Genomic DNA, 18,929 nt, shown 5'->3' with positions numbered 1-18,929 from the left:
GGGGTTTGAGGTTTGGGGTTGTGGTTTGTGGTTTGTGGTTTATTGTTTATTGTTTATTGTTTGTGGTTTAAACTTGCGATCCTGGTTCTCAGTTGTCAGTTTTCGGTTGTCAGTTTTCGGTTCTCAGTTATAGGTTATGTGTTGCGAAAACAAGTGCAATTAAGAGGAGGAAAGTGTCAACGTGGTAATCTGTTTTCAGTTTGTAGTTTTGAGTTGTGAGTTTATTTTTGAGTTTTGAGTTTTGAATTTTGAGTTTTGAGTTTTGAGTTTTGAGTTTTGAGTTAAAATTTAAAGTAAATAATCCTGACTCTTGGTTCTTGATTCTTTATTCTTTTCTCTTTTCTCTTTTCTCTTTTCTCTCAACTTAGATGCTGAAACAAGTTCAGCATGACGTAAACTCCAGCTTGTTGTCCTAATGAAATATCATTTATCGCTTAATAATCGCGCGTTTTATAATTGTTCCTTCATTGGTGAAGATCTGCAGGGTGTAAACCGATTCCGCAACGCCCTGGATGGTCATTCTGTAAAAGCGAGCGTTGGCGTTATAATCCTGCTGCATAATATAACGGCCACGGGAATCGAAAACCCGAACGCTTTCTATAAACATTCCCTGCGGGGTGGCGATGGTGAAAACTCCATCGTTTGGATTAGGGTAGAGAAATAGAAATTCTATATCATCCCCTTCCGGAATATCGCAAGATTCACCCCTAACCCTCACTTCGATATTCGCCTGACTTACATTTCCATTAGCGTCTTCTAACTGAACACTTACTGTATTTGAACCTACATCTTTACAGGTAAAAACCGACTTGCTGAACTCATAAATAAGCGTTTCACTACAGTTATCTTCAGCTAAAACATCATTTTCCTCCAGGTAGGCAAAACCGGAACCGTCTAAAGTGAGTTCTACAATATTGGTAATAACCACCGGGGGAATTCCGTCCCGAACTTCAACATTAATCATACAGCTGCCACTTTCTTCCCCGGAATAATCCAATTGAATTTGAGTAACCCCCAAATCGCTACAGTTAAAATCGAGTTGATTTGCTTCTAAATCAACGCCGCTGGCGTCCCCGGTGTAAAGATCCTGCAGACTTAAATTTGCTTCGCCATTCTCGTTAAGATTAACCACCACATTTTCTCTACACTGAAAATCTCCAGATTCTTCTTCTATTACTTCAATAATCGTTTCGCAGGAATCCTCATTCCCGGCTTCATCTCGAACCGTTAAAGTTACCGGCACTTGCCCAATATCGGCAGATGTAAAATTCGTCTGACTTAAAGCCATAGAAGCGATGCCGCAATTATCGGTAGAGTTATTATCTAAGTCTTCCGGACTTATATTGGCGGTGCCGTTTTCGTCTAAATTTACCACAAAGCCTGAAACGCAGTTTGCTACCGGCGCTTCTTCATCTACAAGATTTACCATAAAATAGCAGTCGTCTGTTTCACCGTCAAGACTGGCAGTAAGCTTTATTTGTGTGTTTTCGGTAATAACTGTGCCTTCAGGTGGAGTTTGTGTAATTGTAGCCCCGGGTAAACTCACCGTTGCAGTATCACGGTAATCGGGCAAGGTAAAACTGCAATTTTCCTCGGGAGTTACATTTTGGTCTATCTGGCAAAAAATATTTAGCACATCAGAATCTGTGAGTATAAGTTGAAAACTGCAGCTATCTCCAAGTCCACGTTCATCGAACGCGGTAAGCCTTACCGAAGTAGTTTCATAAATAATTTCTCCTGCCGCAGGTTCCTGCCTGAAACTCACTTCGCCACAATTATCTGAAAAATTGGCCATATTTTCATAATTGGGAACTACAAAGCCCTGTTCAGGATTAAAATTCTCGATTTGATCTTCTGGACAGGAAATTTGTGGCGGTATAAGATCTACAATACTTACTGAAAACGAACAATCTCCCACCAATTCATCGGTTGCCTCATTCCAAATTTCGACCACCACATAAAGCGTTTCGTCAAAACGTTCTTCGGTTTGCTCAAAACGAGGTGTAAAGTTTTGAGTTTCTACCAGGTAAGCATAATCGGGAATATCAATCTCGCAATTCTCGTCTAATCTTAGATCTGGAATTTCTCCATCCTGGCTACAGGAAAAGCTGGGTTGGGTTGGTGTTCCTTCCCGTTCTACCCGGACAGTAAAACTGCAGGAAACTGAATTATCTGCTTCATCAGTAGCCGTGAAAGTTACGGTGGTATTTCCTTCGGTAAAAAATTCTCCCGAAGTAGGCCCACTTGTTTGTAATAAAGTAACCTCTCCACAACCCCCGCTAATTTCAGGATCATCAAATTCAAAAATTGTAGAATCCTGGGAAGCTGGAATTTCTATTTCGTGGGTTCCTTCATAAGGGCAACTTAAGCTTAGATCATTTGCAGGGTTTATCACTTCCAGTTGAAAACCGCAGGAAATACTTTCCCCGTTTAAACTTGCCGTAAGTTCAATAGTTTGATTTTGGCTAACCGAAGTTCCTGGTTCGGGATCCTGGGTAACAATAGCACCATCAGTGAAATTTGCCTCCTCAATATAATTAGGAAGTTCTATTTCGCAATTTCCTTCCAGATCCAGGATTTGAGGTTGGGGGCAATCTAATTCGGGGGCGGCGGGATTGTTCTCTTCTAAAATAACAATCACTTCGCAAGTTTCCACATTATCATAAACATCGGTTGCCGTTAAATTTATGGTATAAGTTCCTGGAGTATTTATAATACTTCCTGCTTCTACATCCTGTACCAATTCTAATTCTTCTAAACTGTTACAATTATCCGAAACATTGTTTTCAAAGAAATTAGGCACTTCATAGCCACCATCCGGAAGATTCGTAGTAATTGGTTCGGCAGGACAAGTAATTAATGGCGCTCCCACATCTTCCACCGTAACCATGACTTCGCAGGAATATTGTTCTCCGGTTATACTATTTGTAGCCTTAATAGTTCTGGAATTTGTTCCTATATTCTCACAAGTGAATTGTTGATTGGTTAGTTCAAAATCTAAATTTGAGGTATCACTGGTTATAAATTCTGAAGTTGGAATTTCAGTAACAAAAGAATTTTGAGCTTCTTCTCCTAGTCTTACTGTGATTTCTTCAATACATTGGAAACTGTAAGGTGCAGGTTCTTCTCGAGTTACTATAATTCTAAATTCACATCTAGCGGTTAAATCTGCATCATCTGTAACTTCAAATTCTATAAAGTATTCTCCTTCTTCAAATTCGCTTCCCGAAGCTAACCCATCACTTAGAACAGGTGCGAGATTTTCACTGCAATTATCAGAAACTTCAGGTAAATTATAATTGATAACTACGGAATCTTCACCGGCTGGAATTTCTCTAGTGATATTCTCGGGACAAGAAATTGTTGGTGGTGTTTGGTCTACCAATTCAAAACGAAGTTCGCAGGTTTCTATAAGTTCTTCGCCATCTAAAACTTCTACTTCAACAGTTAAAATATTATCAGATATATTTTCATCTACAACCAAAAGATCCTCGTTTTCAAAATTTTCAGTTTCGATAAATTGCCCTATTTCTGGTAAAATATAATTGCAATTCTCACCTAATTCCAGCTCATCTAAAATTGAACTTCCAGGGCAATTTACGATTGGATCCAATTCTTCCTCAGTTTCGTAATCAATAGAAAAACTACATTCAGGTTGAGGATCACAAGGAAAAAAATCATTGTCAGAATTTAAAGTTACCACGACTTCACCTTCTTCCTCGGGTGTTACTTCTGCAGTAAAATTGTCATTTCGTTTAAACTTCTCTAAATCAAAATTGAAGTTAGCCTGGATATCTAGAATAGATTCGGCTTGACCACCTAACTCAAGATCATTAACAAAAATATTATTACAATTATCCAATGCTAAATCGACAGGTAAGTTTAAATTATGCGAAAAAGTCGTAATAGGATTAAGTTCAGGAAACGGAGAATAAACATCTACCTGATAATCTCCATTTTGTATTTCTTCATAATTGTTAATTAGAACTAATGGATCTACGTAAATATCTGAAAATGTTAAATCACCATTATAATTTATAATATAAACATAACCAAAATCATCTGTTATAATGCTTCCAGGCGAATCTTCAGAACCACTCAAAATTATATCTACATTTTGATCTTGATCATTAAACACAATCACTCTACCCGAGTTACCTGAATCGGAAACATAAACATTATCCCAACGGTCAACCGCAATTCTATAAGGATCATCTAATATGTCAAAACCATATTGTCTAATATAATCCTCTGATGAAGAATTAAGGTCATATAATTTAACTAAATCTAAATTCTCACCTTCATACTCGCCGGAATATTGATCAGCTACATATAAAATATTATCCTCATTAACTGCCAAACCACTTGGACCATAAAAGTCACCACTTCCATTCCCAAAACCACCACCAATATCATAATCTAATATACCGTTTTGATCAAAAATCCTAACCCTTAGATTATCTGGATCCGCAACTACTATTCTATCATTATTATCAATCACCATATCTAATGGTACGGCGAATTCATCACCCGAAATAATATTTTCATCAGCGTCATTTTCAAAATACTGAAAAACTCCATCTGCAAATGTCAAATAGAAAATGTCCCCATCGGAGTCCACGTCGATTGATATTACAGATCTACTTATTTTTTCACTTAAATAAGCCATCCTTTGTTCTTCATTAAAAGGATTTGTGTAACCTGATTCAATAAAATCGGTTAAACCAGCAATAACTGGGAACTCATTAATATCAGAACTATTTGAATTTTGAAATTCAGGAATTCCTCTCTCAAAACTTCCAATTTCTCCATTGGTTACTATAAAATCATTTTCTACTAAATCACGATTTATTGGCCCTTCAAAATTAAGATCTAAAAGAATTGGAGTTTCATCTGTAGGATCGGGGGCTGTGCTGGTTATTGTGCAGTCTCCCTGCCCAAACCCAAAAGTAATATTCAGTAAAAAAAAGAGGAGAAAAAGCGCTGTAGAAAATCCAAACGGCTGTTGCCGAAAAGTAAAGCCGGGGATTGTAGGGTAGTGTTGCTTCATAGCCGGAAATTAACGCCTCCGGCAGTAAAGATAAAACTTGTAGCGTGAACGCATTAAAAATTACGTTAATTATACGGGTTTCCGTATTTAAAAACGCAGCAAAATAAGCGGCCAGGCTTTGGCCGGGAAAGATTTAATAAATATTCCGGGTAAGAAAACAATGAGCGTGACCTTTTTGGTTAAAGCCTCTTTTACACGTCAGGCATTCGTCTAATTATCGTCATGCTGAATTTATTTCAGCATCTAAGTTGATATAAGTTCTAACAAGTTAGATCCTGAAACAAGTTCAGGATGACGTTAGGATGACGAGCCTTTGAAACAGCCCCGCAACTTCGGGGCAGCTTAGCGGTACATGGCCTAAAATAAACAGTTAAGCCACGCTCATTATTCCCGGAAACTGAAAATTACCTCGCTTTATGCTTCGGCATTTTCATTGTTCTTAATCACCAATCTAAATCCTTCGCCGTGAATGTTTAAAATCTCTACATTCTCGTCTTTCTTAAGGTATTTACGCAGTTTGGCGATATATACATCCATACTCCTGGAGGTAAAATAGTTATCGTCTCTCCAAATTTTGGTAAGTGCCAGTTCTCTTGGCATCAAATCGTTTTCGTGGAGTGCAAGCAAACGTAATAATTCGTTTTCTTTTGGCGATAATTTTTGGGCTTCTTCATCTTTATAAGTTAAGAATCTCAACTTAGAGTTTAAGTGAAAACCACCTATTTCGAATTCAAATTGCTTAGAGTCTGCAACGCTATCTGTAGCTTTACGCTGCATAATAGCTTTAATCTTCATAAGCAATACTTCGCTATCAAAAGGTTTGTTCAGGTAATCATCTGCTCCTACCTTGTAGCCTTTAAGCACGTCTTCTTTCATCGCTTTTGCGGTAAGGAAGATAATAGGGATTTCCTCGTTCTTTTCCCTAATTTCCTTAGCCAGCGTAAAGCCGTCTTTGTAAGGCATCATAACATCCAGGATACAAAGATCGAAATCGTCTTTTTTAAACTTTTCAAATCCTTCCATTCCATTTTTGGCGTGCGTTACTTCGTAATCGTTCATCGCCAAATAATCTTTTAAGACAGTTCCAAAGTTTGGATCGTCTTCTACTAACAAAATTTTCTTGTCTTCAGTTTCCATATATTTAAGATATTAGAGGTAATTTAATTATAAATGTGCTTCCTTTTCCTTTATCGCTTTCTACCGAGATCTGCCCGTGATGGTCTTCTACAATTCGCTTGGCATAAGCCAAACCTAATCCGTGACCTTTCACATTATGGATATCGCCGGTATGTTCGCGATAAAACTTTTCAAATATTTTCTTTTGAACCAATTTCGTCATTCCCGCGCCCTGGTCGCGAATTTTCAAAATGATGTAATTCTTTACATTTTCAGTATAAATATCAATCTTAGGCTCTTCTGTAGAGTATTTTACCGCGTTATCCAGGATGTTTACAATCACATTGGTAAAGTGATCCTGGTTAGCCAAAATTGAAGAACGCAAAGCGCCAAAATGAGTTTGCACATAGCCGCCACGATCTTCTACTATAAGTTCTATATGCGTGATAGCATCTTCTACGAGTTCGTGTAACTGAATTCTCTCTTTTTTAAGGTCCAGTTCGTTTCGTTCCAGCTTAGAAATACGCAAAACATTTTCTACCTGGGCGTGCATTCTTTTATTTTCATCCCGAATCATCTTAAGATAACGCTTTTTCTTTTCTTCGTCCCCGCTTATCTTAGGATTTTTAATCGCATCTAAAGCCAGGTTTATAGTGGCAATAGGTGTTTTAAATTCGTGGGTCATATTATTGATAAAATCGGTTTTTATCTGCGAAATTTGACGCTGTTTTATTAATTGGGACAATGCACTGGAATAGGCGATCACAATAATAAGCGTAAAAATTATAGATAAAGCCGCCATCAAACTTACCGAGGATAAGACCACTTTTTTCTTTTCGGTAAAATTAACCAGCAACTGGTAATTGCTATTTCCCATATCATCAGCAAACAGCGGTACGCCATAGGTTGCGGGATGGCTTAGCGAAAAATCATCACTGTGTAGATTTGTAGAAATACTGTTACTGTAAACCCCGTATTCAAATTCAGATTTTATATCGCGATTACTAAGCTCCTGCGCTAAAAGTTTTTTAATCGTTGCTTCGCTTACTCTTTGGTGCAACGGCAGTCTACTGGTATGCTCTGAAATATATTCTTTAAGCAAATTCTTTTCGTATTCGTCCATACGAATAATTCGCTCAATTTGCTGCTGTGCACTAAAACCGCTCCCGTCCATATTATTACGGTTATTCACAATATTGGTCACCTTTTTATTGATGAGTTTTGTGAACGGAATACTATCTCGCGCCGATTCTATAAATCCTGAAGAAACTTTATAATCCTCTTCCAAAATCGCATCAGAATGGAAGAGCGTTTGGTTTCTTAATTTATTTTCATTTACGTAAGAGTACTCAGTGATCGTTGATGATTCTAATCTACTATTAGTAGTATCTGAATCCTTAAATTTAATCCAGTAATCTTCAATTTCCTGGTTTTGAATTTGGTTAGAAACCCTTAACAGCACCTGTTTAACATCGTATGTAAATTGCTCTTCTTTATCGTCTACGGTACTCTTAATCCAGTAACCCTGCACGAATATAATACCGATAAGGGAAAGGCTCATTAAGACAACGAGAAGTAAAAAAAGCTTTTTATTCATGCTGCCAAAAGTAAGATTTTAACATTTAGGGCTTCAAGCGTTTAACCAAATGTTAACAAAACTTCTGCTAATTTTTACCTCGTTTTAAGAGATTCTCATGTAATTCGTTAACCCGTGCGCTGGTAAGGGTTAGTTGGTGGTTTTCAATTTCAAAATCTGCCAGCTTTCTCTTTTCTTCGTCACTCCATTGTTTGGCCATTCGGGCTTCAATTTCATCAATGGTACTTTCATCTCGCTTTTGAAGTCTTTTTAGTTTTTCTTCTTTATTTGCGGTAACCAAAATATTGAAATCACATTTTTTATAGCCCCCGGCTTCAAATAAAATAGCGGCTTCATAAAGCACGTAAGCAGCATTTTGTTTGTTTTTCCAAACCTCAAAGTCTTTAGCGACGGCAGGATGAATGATCTTGTTGAGGGCTTCCAGTTTGTTAGAATCATTAAATACTACGGAAGCGATATGTTTGCGATTTGGATTCTCTGCGGAATAAGCCTTTTCACCAATTAAGGCCGTCACTTTTTCCCTGATCTCTTCTGAAGTTTCCAGCAAACGTTTTCCGGCATCATCAGCGATATAAACCGGAACCCCTTTTTCTTTAAAAAAGCCTGCTACGGTGGTCTTCCCACTGCCAATTCCGCCGGTAAGTCCTACTACCATCATCGTTTTATTACAAATTGAATTTTACGTTCATTAAGCCGTAGATTCCTAACAAAAGAAGGTGAGTCTACGATCCTGGCGATTATAAAATCATCTCCCTCATGAATATCATTAAAATCACAAACCACCTTAAAATTATCGGCTTCTACCATTTCATATTGCCTTAAATTCACTTGAAAATAAACCAAAACTTTCTTCGGAAAAATTGTGATATTAGTATTTTCAGGAAGATTACGAATAGCTACCGGAACGCTAACACTGCCTTCGGTAAATTTTTCAACTTTCTGGCTATAAGCAACTTCATTGGTATAAAAACTTAACATTCCCAGGTTAGAAGTATCAATTTTCACTTTCCCCGAAACATTGGAGTTTATGTTATTTATTTGTAATTCCCGGGTGCGCAAAGTTTGCAAAGTATCAATAATATCCCCGGGGCCACTTACCTGTACAGAATCTGGGCGTAGGGTAACCGCTTCACCTGCCGAGTAACCTACCGCGTAATTTAGCCTAATCCTTGGCGCTACTTTTACCAGCTTCTTTTTCTTAGGCTGAAATTTTATAGCAAGCGTCTCCTGGATAAACCGTGCCTTTTCGAAATTAATATTCACCTGTTCTTCCAGGTACTCCCGGTTCGCTTCAAAGTTGTAAACCAATTCCCCACTTTCTTCTATAGCTCTACCCAGGTCTAATTTAATTTCGGGTCTAAATATTTTATAGTACCAAATCGCAAAACCTTTATCCTGAATTCGCAATTGTAAATGTTCCGGCTTTTCTTTACTAATGCTTTTATCCATAGGGATATTTACATAAGACACCGGGATATCTATCACCTGCGTGTATTCTTTAGAAATCTGAACAAAAAACCAGATTAGAGAAGAGAATAGTAAAAAGAAACCAAAACTCTTAAGGCTGGATTTTTTAATAGAAATACGCTTAAATCTTATGTTTTTAAACATTTTTAAAGAATAAATTCGGGAATTCGTGTTCAGGATCCTGATTTAAAATTTGAATATGCCACAGAGATTTCATAAAACCATAACCATAGCCAAAAAATTGTACCAAAGCGGCATAAACCGATAAAAAACCAATACCCAGGCTTTTATTTTTTATAGCAGCATCAATAGCAATGAGCATAAAATATAGCACATATAAACCAAACAACCACCAAATTCCCAATTTTAAAAGTAAAACCGAAAATAAAAGTCCCAGGCTAAAAACTGCAGGAAACCAGTAAGTGATCTTGCCAGAACCGGGATGCCACATATTAAGAATAGGGCGAACCATCCCGAATTTTTGCACCTGCGTATAGAATTTAGACCAATCTATTCGGCGTTTATGAAAAACCACCGCTTCAGGAATCAAACATAATTTAAATCCCAGGTTTTTAAGTCGAAGCGAAAGATCGGGATCTTCCCCGGGATGAATTTGACCAAAACCACCGGAAGCTTCAAAAGCTTTTTGGGAAATTCCCATATTAAAACTCCTGGGCTGAAAATCGTTAACCGAAGATTTTTTACCTCGAATTCCTCCCGTAGTTAAAAAAGAGGTCATGGTGTAATCTATGGCCTTTTGCGTTCTACTGAAAGAAGGATGGGAAGCATCTGGTCCGCCGAAACAATCGCAGTAATTCTTTTGGAGAAAACGATCTACTTCCCGTAAATAATTTTCCGGTAATAAAACATCTGAATCAAGGATAAGGTAGTAATTGCCCTTTGCTTTTTGCATCCCGAAATTCCGGGAATCGCCGGGGCCGGTATTCTTTTTGAAATAATAGCTGATATTAAGTTTCTCCTGAAATTTTTCAACGATTTCCTGTGAAGAAATACTGGAACCATCTTCCACGATCACGATCTCAAAATCCCGTGAAAACTGAAGCTGAAGCATACTTTCCAGCAACTCCCTCACCTCCTCTGGGCGGTTATAAACGGGAATTACAAAAGAATAATTTAAATTCATTTAGTGAGTATGATTCAAGGATTTAATGTTTTTCAATAATCACTTTTCAAAATCTTTGGCTAATTTCCCAGGATCCTGGCGGGTATCAAAGAATGTTAGAATTCTAATTTCTGTATCATTAAATTCATAATAGATAGAGACCTGTTTAGTAATCACACACCTTCTTAAACCACTTATTTTCCCAGATTCCGGAAAACTTTCCGGTTCTTGTTTTATAATTTGGAGATAGTCTTCTAAACGCTTAATAAAATTTGTCTTCACTTTTAAGGACCATTCCTCCAGCAAGTATTCAAGAAGAGCTTGTAATTTCTTTTCCGCAATTGGAGAAATTATAACCCTTCTATCCATTATTTATGTTTACTTATAAAAGCCTCGTAATCGGTATAATTTCCCTCTTCAATTTGCCTTCTTGCGGTTTGGATCTCTTTTTTTTGTTCGGAATTTAATTCATCCCAAAAATCAGTCGAGGTTTCCTTTCTAAAGATTTTCTTGATAGATTGAATAATCTCTGGATCATTGGTGCTTAACAATAACTTTGCTAACTCTATTTTCTCAGTTTGAATATCCATATCTAAAAAGTTTATAATAAAAATACGAAACCCTGTTTAATTAGATTCATATTTAGATGTTTAAAAAGAGCTTCGGGACAGTATGACGTGAAACCAAAACGTCACCCTAAACTGGTTTCAGAGCCTGCTCCGATTTTTATTTATCGGAGGTCTAAGTCAAGACAACTTCATTTGACGTTAGACGCTGAAATAAATTCAGCGTGACGGTAAAATGGTTTTCGTCATTCTGAAATAACTTTTCTACCAACCTCACCCCGTAATGGTTTCATTGCTTGCCCCGATTTTCAATGGAGTTATAAGCCGAGAATTCCATTTGGTGTTAGACGCTGAAACGAGTTCAGTGACGTTGTTGTTTTCGTCATTCTGAACTTGTTTCAGAATCTAGGTTGAGTGAAATTCAGTTCATTTTTGATGCTGAAATAAATTCAACATGATGTAGCATTAAATCAATCTACTTCTCCTCCTGCCCTTTTACAAAAGACTCCATCACTTCCTGGCTTACCCCCATATTAGCGAAACCACCATCGTGGAAGAGGTTTTGAAGCGTTACTTTTCTGGTAAGGTCAGAAAACAGACTTACCGTATAATCGGCGCACTCTAATGCGGTGGCATTACCAAGCGGAGACATTTTATCGGCATAAGCGATAAATCCGTCAAATCCTTTAACTCCCTGTCCTGCAGTAGTTGGGGTTGGCGATTGTGAAATGGTATTCACTCTCACTTTATGATCTTTCCCAAAGAAATAACCAAAACTACGCGCAATAGATTCTAAAAAGGCTTTGTTATCGGCCATATCATTATAATCAGGGAATACACGTTGTGCGGCCATGTAGCTAAGCGCCACAATACTTCCCCACTCGTTCATCGCTTCTTTTTTATAAAGCACCTGCATGGTTTTATGAAAAGAAACCGCAGAAATATCCCAGCCTTTTTGAGTGAAATCGTAGTTCTGCTCTGTGTAATGATTTCCTTTTCTTACGTTTACAGACATCCCGATAGCGTGAAGTACAAAATCTATTTTTCCGCCAAGGATCTCCATAGATTTTTCAACCAGGTTTTCCAGGTCTTCAATTTTAGTGGCATCAGCAGGAATAACTTCAGATCCGGTTTTTTCAGCCAGTTCTTTAATAGTTCCCATTCTTAATGCAATTGGAGCATTAGTAAGCACAAATTCCCCGCCTTCTTCTTTAATACGTTCAGCAGTTTTCCAGGCGATAGAATTCTCATCTAAAGCGCCAAAAATAATTCCTTTTTTTCCTTTTAACAGGTTATATGACATAGTGATATATTTTTCTTGGTTGTTAGTCCATCACCTCGGTTTACGAGGTTTTCTGGGAAAATTATTTAAAACTCTATTATCGGGTAAATATAATAAAATTAGTTTCGGAACATTGGCTTAATCTAAAAGTGCCCGTGCGTGGGCCCGCGCCGATTCTCCAATATTTTTGCCACCCAGCATCATCGCCAGCTCTTCTACCCGCTCGCCATCTTTTAATTCCTCAATCTTTGTGGTAGTAGCATTAGCTGAATCTTCTTTAAATATTTTGAAATGACTGTTTCCTTTCCCCGCAATTTGCGGAAGATGGGTAATAGCAATTACCTGCATTGCATTGCCCATGCGCTGTAAAATTCCTGCCATTTTTTGCGCAATATCTCCGGAAACCCCGGTATCAATTTCATCAAAGATAATGGTAGGTAATTTACTTTGTGCGGCCAAAATACTTTTTACCGCCAGCATAATCCTGGAAAGTTCACCCCCTGAAGCGGCTTTCTTTATTTCTTTAAAATCGCCGCCTTTATTCGCCGCCAGCATCCAGAATAATTCATCCTGACCGTTAATAAGGAAATTTGGAACTTTCTTTAAATCTATTTTTAACCGGGCGTTTGGCATTCCAAGGTCGCCTAGCAGAGCTTCCGCTTCTTTAATAAAAGCCGGAATTATAGATTTTCGTTTGTCGTGGAGTTTAGTTGCTACCGTAGCAAGTTTTGTTTCCTGCTTCACAATAGCCGATTCTAATTCTGAAAGTGCATTTTCCGCATTTTCACTTACCGAAACTTTTTCCTGAAGCTCGTCTTTTATTTGTAGTAATTCAGCAATATTTTCTGCGGAATGCTTTTTCTGCAAATTATAGATTACCTGAAGCTTTTGATTAGTAGCTTCCAATTCCTCAGGATTGGCTTCTACCCTATCCAATGCGTCAGTTACTTCTGAAGAAAGATCATCTAGTTCTATAATCACGCTTTCTATACGCTGATGCAAATTTTCATAATTTGCAGATAAATTTGCAATTCTGGCCAGCGAAGTGCGTGCCTGTTTTAAACTGTCTAAACTACCAATTTCCTCCTGCTCTAATAAATTTAAAGCTGAACTTAAATTTTCGGTAAGTTCTTCTACATTGCTTAATTCTTCATACCGGGTTTCCAGCTCTTCCTGCATCCCGTTTTCTAAACGAGCTTCTTCAAGTTCATTCAGCAAAAACAGGTTATAATCGTATTCTTTGGTGGCTTGCGCCTGCTCCTCTTTTAATTCAACAAGCCGCTTTTGTAATTTTTTATAGGCTTTTAGTTCGGTTTTATATTCTAAAAGTAAGGTTTCACTGTTAGCTATGGTATCGATCACCCTAAACTGGTAATCGTTATTTCCCAAACTCAAAGTTTCATGCTGACTATGAATATCGATTAAATATTCCCCCAGTTTATTTAGCGAAGTAAGTTTTACGGGCGTATCGTTTACAAAAGCCCGGGATTTTCCTGAGGCCAGGATCTCCCTTCTAATTATGGTGTTTTCTTCATAATCCAGATCTTCGGTTAAAAAGAAATCTTTTAGCCTGTAATTAGAAATATTGAAAGAACCTTCTATCACGCATTTCTTATCGGCATCGCGAATACTTCCGTAATCGGCACGGTTCCCTAAAAGAAGCCCGAGTGCACCAAGCATAATCGATTTCCCGGCACCGGTTTCCCCTGTAATTATAGTAAAGCCTTCCTGAAGTTTAATATTTATATCTTCAATTAAGGCGTAGTTTTTTATAGATAAAGTTGTGAGCAAAGTGAACTAAATTTGCGTTAAATATACGGGAGAAATAATTCCTAATCAACAATAAACTTTTGGTAAACCCGGAAGTTATATCAAAAGGGAAAAATTCGATTATACAGACGTTTGCTAAAGAAATAATACTTTTCAAATGTATATCCGGTTTCCCTCATAGAAGTGAATTTATGAAAAAATCGTCATGCTGAATTTGTTTCAGCATTTAACACGAATAGTACCTACCATTCAATTTAGACCTCCGATAAAAATTCGGAGCAGGCTCTGAAACCAATTCAGGGTGACGTCTAAATTTTAAAGTATGACTGTTTATGGATTTTCAACTTTTAAACCGCGATTATCGAGTAAAAATTCTTTACTGAATATTTCTCCAGTTTCGGGCATATCGTGGTGCCAGTCCGCTTAAAGTTTGTACTAAACCAGGGCGATTAATATCCGGACCATCGCTAAAAATTTGCGTTACCTCATCGGCTTTAGCATCAAAAAAACTTCGAAGTAATAAAGAATTGGCTCTCCTGGAATTCATAGTAGTTAAGCTTTCTATCGCATCAGCAATAGCAATTTTTCCCGCTTCAGGATCTTTATGCATCACATCTAAACCCTGGCGGTGATACTGGTATAACGCAGTACGGTATTCTACAAACATATTAGAGAGCAAGTCGGTATTTAACCGAAACTTGGAGGTTTGGCCGTCGGCACCGCTCCAGCCCGGCCTACCACTTTGTTGGGCGGTATTTACCACTCGGTTGGCTTCCTGGTAATATGCAGTACCACCTTCAGGAGCAAAAGTATCGGCATCCATTCCTAAAATCGTGTACACATAAAAAGAGACCACAGAAACCAAATTGCTGGAAAACGAGGTTTGGCTATAATTAAGTGGCTGATATTCCCGATAATTAAAACTGAACTGATTATCGTTAAAATTAAACACCGGGGAAACCATATTAGCACCGTAAACAGGTCTTGAAGATTGCACCTGGATGGTCCCGCTAAAAGATTCTCCTTCAAACTCGTTAATGGTAATAAACATGCTGCAATTAATACGCTCCTGAGGTTCAAATTCTTTATTGGTCCAGGAAGTTTGATTTACAAATTCCCGAAGTGAATTTTCAAGAGTTCTAAAAACCGAAAGATTACTCTGCCCGGTTTGCTCGGTATTAATCACTATTTCACAGTTGAGTTCCTGAGCGGTTGCAAAAGGCATCCCGGCAACTAAAATGAAAAGAAATAGTAATTTACGCATCTAACAAATGTACGATTTCGTTTAAAATATCTACAGCAACTTCGGTTTTGGATTTTAACTCAAAGGCTTTTTCTGAATCTTTATAAACCAGGGTAATTTTATTGGTATCTTTTTTAAAACCTGCCCCGGCATCATTTAAAGAATTAAGCACGATAAAGTCAAGGTTTTTCTTTAGCAGTTTTCCCCGGGCGTGCTCCAATTCGTTATTGGTTTCTAAAGCAAATCCAATAAGTTTTTGATGAGTTTTCTTTTTACCCAGGGATAAGAGAATATCCTGAGTTTTGGTAAGTTCCAGGCTCAAATTTTCTTCGGCCTTTTTTATTTTTTGAGCCGCTACGATCTTTGGTTTATAATCTGAAACGGCTGCGGCAGCTATAGCTACATCTACATTTTCAAAATGGTCGTGTGCGACAAGGTACATTTCCCGGGCACTTACCACTCTAATTAAATTGATTTTTGGATCTTCAATTTTCAGATGTGTGGGGCCGGAAATTAGGATAACCTCAGCTCCAAGTGAAGCGGCTTTTTTAGCCAGTTCAAAACCCATTTTTCCACTGGAATGATTTCCAATAAAGCGCACAGGATCTATAGCCTCGTAAGTTGGGCCTGCGGTAATAAGCACTTTTTTTCCCTGCAATGGTAAATTTTCGGAGAAATGTGCTTCCAGAAATTCGATAATCTCTTCGGGTTCTGCCATTCTTCCCTCGCCTTTTAATCCGCTTGCAAGTTCGCCGGTACCTGCGGGAATCATGATATTCCCGTAAGATTTTAAACTTTCAAAACTATTTTTTGTGGAAGGATGTTTAAACATATCCAAATCCATTGCGGGAGCAAAGAAAACAGGACATTTGGCCGAAAGATAGGTAGCGAGTAAAAGATTATCGCTATTGCCCGAAGCCATTTTAGACATGGTATTGGCAGTGGCTGGGGCTAAAACCATAAAATCGGCCCAAAGGCCGAGTTCTACGTGATTGTTCCATTGCTCATCTTCATCATCTTCTGTAAAGGAAGAAAACACCTCATTTTTGGATAGGGTGGAAAGTGTAAGCGGAGTAACAAATTCTTTTGCAGCCGGCGTCATCACAACTTTTACCTGTGCACCGGCTTTAATAAGTAAACGTACTAAAAATGCAGATTTGTAAGCGGCAATACCACCGCTTATGCCCAGAAGCACTTTTTTGCCTTTTAGTACAGACATCTTAATTAAGCTTCTGCTTCAGAATCTTTTGTATTTCGGTAATAGATCTTACCGTCTAACCATTCCTGGATAGCAAGTGCGTGCGGCTTTGGAAGTTTTTCGTAAAACTTAGAAACCTCTATTTGCTCTTTATTTTCGAAAATCTCGTCAAGACTATCGTTATAAGTAGCAAATTCGTCAAGCTTCTCCAACAATTCCTTCTTTATTTCAGAATTGATTTGGTTTGCTCTTTTCGCAACCACTGAAATAGCCTCGTATATGTTACTTGTCGGCTCGTCTACCTTATTCTTATCAAAGGTAATTGTGTTAATTGGTGCGTCTGTCTTTTTAATATCCATCTTTATTCTACTATTAAAAATTTTGTAAGCGTGATTTTATATCTTCTACTGAAGCTTCCATTGGCTCAATATACTCGCCTTCTGGATAATATTTTTTATAACTCTCGTAATACTCAAGCGCTTCTTCAAGACGCTCCTGCATTACATTCATAAAACTATTAACCGCCAGTTGGTATGCTGAATCAAATCTATAATAATGTGCTCCTTCTCTAAATGGTGATCCCGGGTTATTTGAAAGGAAATTTGTAAACGATCTAATAGCTGCACGGAAGTTTCCTGCCCTGGCCTCGCCTGTTAAATGATATTGTTTTGCAATTTCGTATTCTTTTTGCTCCAGTTTAATTCGTAATTCAGAAGCCATTTCATTAGCTATATCTACATATTCACCCTCAGGATAAGTATTTAAATAAGACTGTAATTCTGTGACAGCTTTATGAGTATCGGTTTGATCTATATTATATTTTGGAGACAGTTCGTAGAAACTTCTTGCCTTTTTATATGCAGCTTCTTCTACCCTTTCACTATTTGGATAAGATTGCTGAAAGCGTTCAAATTCGTAAGAAGAGAGGTAATAATTTTCCAATTCGTAGTACGTATCGGCAAACAAAAAGCTAAGCTTTTCCCCCTGAGGTTTACCACGATACTCGGGAACAATTTGTTCAAATAACCGAAGTGCTTTACGATATTTCCGATTATCGTTTTCTTCCTGAGCCTCATTATACAGCTGCTCTGCGTAAGTGTATTTCTTCCCGGTATCCTCGCTTTTAAGTAAGCTTTGATACTCTCCGCAGGATACAGTTAACATTAAAACTGCCGCTAATAAAATTACTTTTTTCATCATTGGTAAAAACATCTTGCAAAAGTACATTTTTCTTCAGTATAAAAAAAACTTTGTGTTATAGGCTTAGAGAACAAAATTCTCTTCTTTTTATTATGCAGAAAATGGAAAGATTAAGGTATTTACTGAAAAAAGAAAAGGTCTAAGAATTCTTCTATCGTCAAGCTGAACTGGTTTCAGCTTCTAACATAAATCGAATATCAACTTATTAGATCCCCGAGTAAAAATCGGGGCAAGCTCTGAAATAAATTCAGGATTACGACATTTAAAACTTTTAGACCTTATAATAAGTAACTAATAACTTTAGACAAAATTTTTCAGAAAATCTTCAATTTGCTGCTGAAGTGCAGGCGTAGCTTTTACCAAAGGTAGTCTAAGGTAATTTTGAATGCTTCCTTTTTGAGCCAGCAAAGCTTTAATTCCGGCAGGATTTCCTTCGGCAAAAATAAGATCTATTGAGCGCTGCATTTTATAATGAAGATTGTAGGCTTCAGTATTATTGCCCTTTAAACCTAAAGAAACCATTTTAGAAAATTCCGCAGGTAAACCTTGTGCTATTACCGAGATAACACCTTTTCCGCCAGCTAAAACCATAGGTAAAGTAAGCATATCGTCTCCAGAAATTACCAGGAAATCTTTTGGCACCAGGCTAATTAATTTCATTGCCTGCACCATATCACCGGCAGCTTCTTTAACGCCAATAATTTTATCAGAATTTGTGGCGATTCGGTTTATAGTTTCAGGAAGCATATTAGAAGCTGTTCTCCCTGGTACATTATATAGAATTATAGGTAAAGGAGAAGCTGCGGCAACCGCCATAAAATGCTGGTAAATACCTTCCTGGGTTGGTTTATTGTAAAATGGGGAAACAGAAAGTATAGCTTCAAAGCCTGAAAAATCACCGGTTTCCAATTCCTCACAAAGGGATTGGGTATTATTTCCTCCAAGTCCCAAAACCAAAGGCAAACGTTTATTATTCTGCTTGATCACAGTATTTATAACCAGTTGTTTTTCGGCTTTATTAAGGCTGGCGCTCTCGGCAGTTGTACCAAGTACTACCAGGTAATCTATTCCATTTTCTATCTGGTTCTCTACCAGATTTTCCAGTGCCTGTACATCTACAGATAAATCTTCTTTAAAAGGAGTGATTAGGGCCACACCGGTACCAATAAATGACTTCATTCTCTCTTTAATTTTTTATGATAATCGAAAATATATGTGCGTTTTCTCAAAATAACTGAAAAATGCAAAATTTTCGGGCGACAAATGTATTGATTTTGTCAATTTCAGAAACTACAATCTACTTCCGTATTTAAAATA

The 18,929-nt window shown here is 37.6% G+C and carries 15 protein-coding genes; all 15 read right to left on the bottom strand.

Features of this window, described 5'->3' with window-relative positions; translation table 11 throughout:
- Window positions 1-427: 427 nt before the first annotated feature.
- The 15 genes from FG27_RS13630 to dapA all read right to left on the bottom strand — a co-directional run bounded on the left by FG27_RS13630 (window position 428) and on the right by dapA (window position 18,791).
- Complete coding sequence (locus FG27_RS13630) at window positions 428-5,050, bottom strand: HYR domain-containing protein (RefSeq protein ID WP_037320030.1); 4,623 nt, start codon at window positions 5,048-5,050, stop codon at window positions 428-430.
- Between the two features lie 414 nt (window positions 5,051-5,464).
- Window positions 5,465-6,187, bottom strand: coding sequence for a response regulator transcription factor (locus tag FG27_RS13625; RefSeq protein WP_037320027.1), 723 nt, complete (start codon window positions 6,185-6,187; stop codon window positions 5,465-5,467).
- 4 nt (window positions 6,188-6,191) lie between these two features.
- Entirely contained in the window at window positions 6,192-7,763 is a 1,572-nt protein-coding gene (locus FG27_RS13620; RefSeq protein WP_037320026.1) for a sensor histidine kinase KdpD, read from the bottom strand.
- A gap of 67 nt (window positions 7,764-7,830) precedes the next feature.
- Window positions 7,831-8,421: a dephospho-CoA kinase gene (coaE, locus tag FG27_RS13615; RefSeq protein WP_037320025.1), complete on the bottom strand. Its 591-nt coding sequence runs from the start codon at window positions 8,419-8,421 to the stop codon at window positions 7,831-7,833.
- The gene (locus tag FG27_RS13610) at window positions 8,418-9,374 is read right to left on the bottom strand and encodes a hypothetical protein (RefSeq protein ID WP_037320022.1); all 957 of its coding nucleotides are present in this window, start codon (window positions 9,372-9,374) and stop codon (window positions 8,418-8,420) included. The genes coaE and FG27_RS13610 overlap by 4 nt, the downstream gene beginning before the upstream one ends.
- On the bottom strand, window positions 9,367-10,374 hold the full coding sequence (locus FG27_RS13605; protein ID WP_037320020.1) for a glycosyltransferase family 2 protein: 1,008 nt from the start codon (window positions 10,372-10,374) through the stop codon (window positions 9,367-9,369). Before FG27_RS13605 ends, FG27_RS13610 begins: the two co-directional genes overlap by 8 nt.
- 39 nt (window positions 10,375-10,413) lie before the next feature.
- Window positions 10,414-10,722, bottom strand: coding sequence for a type II toxin-antitoxin system RelE/ParE family toxin (locus FG27_RS13600; RefSeq protein WP_037320018.1), 309 nt, complete (start codon window positions 10,720-10,722; stop codon window positions 10,414-10,416).
- The gene (locus FG27_RS13595) at window positions 10,722-10,943 is read right to left on the bottom strand and encodes a hypothetical protein (protein WP_037320016.1); all 222 of its coding nucleotides are present in this window, start codon (window positions 10,941-10,943) and stop codon (window positions 10,722-10,724) included. The genes FG27_RS13600 and FG27_RS13595 overlap by 1 nt, the downstream gene beginning before the upstream one ends.
- 451 nt (window positions 10,944-11,394) lie before the next feature.
- A complete protein-coding gene (locus FG27_RS13590) occupies window positions 11,395-12,222 on the bottom strand; it encodes an enoyl-ACP reductase (RefSeq protein ID WP_037320014.1) in 828 nt (275 codons plus the stop codon).
- Between the two features lie 117 nt (window positions 12,223-12,339).
- Window positions 12,340-13,992, bottom strand: coding sequence for a DNA repair protein RecN (recN, locus tag FG27_RS13585; RefSeq protein WP_037320012.1), 1,653 nt, complete (start codon window positions 13,990-13,992; stop codon window positions 12,340-12,342).
- A gap of 355 nt (window positions 13,993-14,347) precedes the next feature.
- Window positions 14,348-15,235 carry a DUF4835 family protein gene (locus FG27_RS13580; RefSeq protein ID WP_037320009.1) on the bottom strand — a complete coding sequence of 296 codons (888 nt, stop codon included), beginning with the start codon at window positions 15,233-15,235 and terminating at the stop codon, window positions 14,348-14,350.
- A complete protein-coding gene (gene coaBC / locus FG27_RS13575; protein WP_037320007.1) occupies window positions 15,228-16,433 on the bottom strand; it encodes a bifunctional phosphopantothenoylcysteine decarboxylase/phosphopantothenate--cysteine ligase CoaBC in 1,206 nt (401 codons plus the stop codon). The genes FG27_RS13580 and coaBC overlap by 8 nt, the downstream gene beginning before the upstream one ends.
- 5 nt (window positions 16,434-16,438) lie before the next feature.
- Window positions 16,439-16,771 (bottom strand): DNA-directed RNA polymerase subunit omega, encoded by a 333-nt coding sequence (locus FG27_RS13570; protein ID WP_037320005.1) that lies wholly within the window; start codon window positions 16,769-16,771, stop codon window positions 16,439-16,441.
- 13 nt (window positions 16,772-16,784) lie between these two features.
- A complete protein-coding gene (locus FG27_RS13565) occupies window positions 16,785-17,612 on the bottom strand; it encodes an outer membrane protein assembly factor BamD (protein WP_231563330.1) in 828 nt (275 codons plus the stop codon).
- Window positions 17,613-17,912: 300 nt separating this feature from the next.
- Entirely contained in the window at window positions 17,913-18,791 is an 879-nt protein-coding gene (gene dapA / locus FG27_RS13560; protein WP_037320001.1) for a 4-hydroxy-tetrahydrodipicolinate synthase, read from the bottom strand.
- Window positions 18,792-18,929: the final 138 nt, after the last annotated feature.

This window comes from Salegentibacter sp. Hel_I_6, assembly GCF_000745315.1.
Classification (GTDB): Bacteria; Bacteroidota; Bacteroidia; order Flavobacteriales; family Flavobacteriaceae; genus Salegentibacter.
Note: the sequence above shows the minus strand (reverse complement) of the source record. Positions and strands in the feature narration are given on the sequence as shown.

Excerpts from the sequence above, each read along its gene's own strand:
- FG27_RS13630 (WP_037320030.1), bottom strand. The coding sequence starts at position 5,050 with ATGAAGCAACACTACCCTACAATCCCCGGCTTTACTTTTCGGCAACAG.
- FG27_RS13625 (WP_037320027.1), bottom strand. The coding sequence starts at position 6,187 with ATGGAAACTGAAGACAAGAAAATTTTGTTAGTAGAAGACGATCCAAAC.
- FG27_RS13620 (WP_037320026.1), bottom strand. The coding sequence starts at position 7,763 with ATGAATAAAAAGCTTTTTTTACTTCTCGTTGTCTTAATGAGCCTTTCC.
- coaE (WP_037320025.1), bottom strand. The coding sequence starts at position 8,421 with ATGATGGTAGTAGGACTTACCGGCGGAATTGGCAGTGGGAAGACCACC.
- FG27_RS13610 (WP_037320022.1), bottom strand. The coding sequence starts at position 9,374 with ATGTTTAAAAACATAAGATTTAAGCGTATTTCTATTAAAAAATCCAGC.
- FG27_RS13605 (WP_037320020.1), bottom strand. The coding sequence starts at position 10,374 with ATGAATTTAAATTATTCTTTTGTAATTCCCGTTTATAACCGCCCAGAG.
- FG27_RS13600 (WP_037320018.1), bottom strand. The coding sequence starts at position 10,722 with ATGGATAGAAGGGTTATAATTTCTCCAATTGCGGAAAAGAAATTACAA.
- FG27_RS13595 (WP_037320016.1), bottom strand. The coding sequence starts at position 10,943 with ATGGATATTCAAACTGAGAAAATAGAGTTAGCAAAGTTATTGTTAAGC.
- FG27_RS13590 (WP_037320014.1), bottom strand. The coding sequence starts at position 12,222 with ATGTCATATAACCTGTTAAAAGGAAAAAAAGGAATTATTTTTGGCGCT.
- FG27_RS13580 (WP_037320009.1), bottom strand. The coding sequence starts at position 15,235 with ATGCGTAAATTACTATTTCTTTTCATTTTAGTTGCCGGGATGCCTTTT.
- coaBC (WP_037320007.1), bottom strand. The coding sequence starts at position 16,433 with ATGTCTGTACTAAAAGGCAAAAAAGTGCTTCTGGGCATAAGCGGTGGT.
- FG27_RS13570 (WP_037320005.1), bottom strand. The coding sequence starts at position 16,771 with ATGGATATTAAAAAGACAGACGCACCAATTAACACAATTACCTTTGAT.
- FG27_RS13565 (WP_231563330.1), bottom strand. The coding sequence starts at position 17,612 with ATGATGAAAAAAGTAATTTTATTAGCGGCAGTTTTAATGTTAACTGTA.
- dapA (WP_037320001.1), bottom strand. The coding sequence starts at position 18,791 with ATGAAGTCATTTATTGGTACCGGTGTGGCCCTAATCACTCCTTTTAAA.